At 72.6% G+C, this 977-nt stretch carries 1 protein-coding gene and 1 pseudogene; both read right to left on the bottom strand.

What is annotated here, in order from left to right; all coding sequences use genetic code 11:
• Positions 1-398: 398 nt before the first annotated feature.
• Entirely contained in the window at positions 399-710 is a 312-nt protein-coding gene (locus D7W79_RS42265) for a hypothetical protein (RefSeq protein WP_120530778.1), read from the bottom strand.
• Positions 711-712: 2 nt separating this feature from the next.
• Positions 713-977: pseudogene (locus D7W79_RS42260) on the bottom strand (PEGA domain-containing protein); the annotation flags it as partial.

Here is a 977-nt window from a genome sequence, read left to right as displayed (position 1 = left end):
GAGACAGCCTCCCACGCGCTTGCCCATGTCGTTGATGCCTCCTTGGGCCTGCGTCAGAGCACGGATGATGCCACGCACCGGCCGTGGTCCCCGGCGCGGACGTCGCGTGCAAGTGGCTGGAATGACGGGGGTTTCGCGGTGACGCTCGCTGGCAGGCAGCCGTGTCCGGGGGGACACGGCGCGGCCCGGCGGCCACGTGCGGGAGTGTTTACAGGGCGCCGCGCGCCATCCCCTGGAGCCAGGGCCCGAAGGTTCAGCGAGGGTGGGCCCGGACGGCGCGCCGCCCGCCGGTGGCGAGGAGGGCCGCGAACGGCGCCGAGCCCGGAGGCCTCCCGCCGCGATGGAGCCGGGCCCGGCACCGGTGCGGTGACCGGTGACGCAGGCCCGGCGTTGGGACTTCAGCCCCCGTCGCGGAGGCCGCCGTCGGTCAGCAGACCGCCGTCCGAGGTGCCGGCATCCGTGCCGTCACCGGCGTCGGTGGAGCCCGCGTCGGACGTGCCGGCGTCGCTGGTGCCGGCGTCGCTGGTGCCGGCGTCGGAAGGAGGGGCGCTGTCGTCGGAGACGCAGACCTGGTCGCGGCAGACGTAGCCCTCCAGGCACTTGCCCTGATCACAGGGCTGCCCTTCGGGATCGAAGTCGACGAGCAGGCTGCAGGCGGACAGTCCCAGGACCAGGACCGAGGGAACGATGAGCGATGAAAGGCGGCGCATGGCTAGTAGTTCCGGAGATCGTCTTCGTCGAGCTTGGGGCGCTTCTTCTCTTCCTCGCGCTTGCGCCTGGCCTCTTCCTCCGCCTTGCGCTTCGCCTCCTCGTCCGCCTTGCGCTTCGCCTCCTCGTCCTTCTTGCGCTGCGCCTCCTCCTCCTTCTTGCGGTGCTCCTCCTCGCGCTTGAGGCGGGCCTCCTCCTCGCGCTGGCGCTTCGCCTCGGCCTCGCGCTCCTTGCGCGTCAGCTTCTTCGCGGGCGGCGGGGGCGGGGCC

The sequence above is a fragment of the Corallococcus exercitus genome, assembly GCF_003611585.1.
In the GTDB taxonomy this organism is placed as follows: domain Bacteria; phylum Myxococcota; class Myxococcia; order Myxococcales; family Myxococcaceae; genus Corallococcus; species Corallococcus exercitus.
Note: the sequence above shows the minus strand (reverse complement) of the source record. Positions and strands in the feature narration are given on the sequence as shown.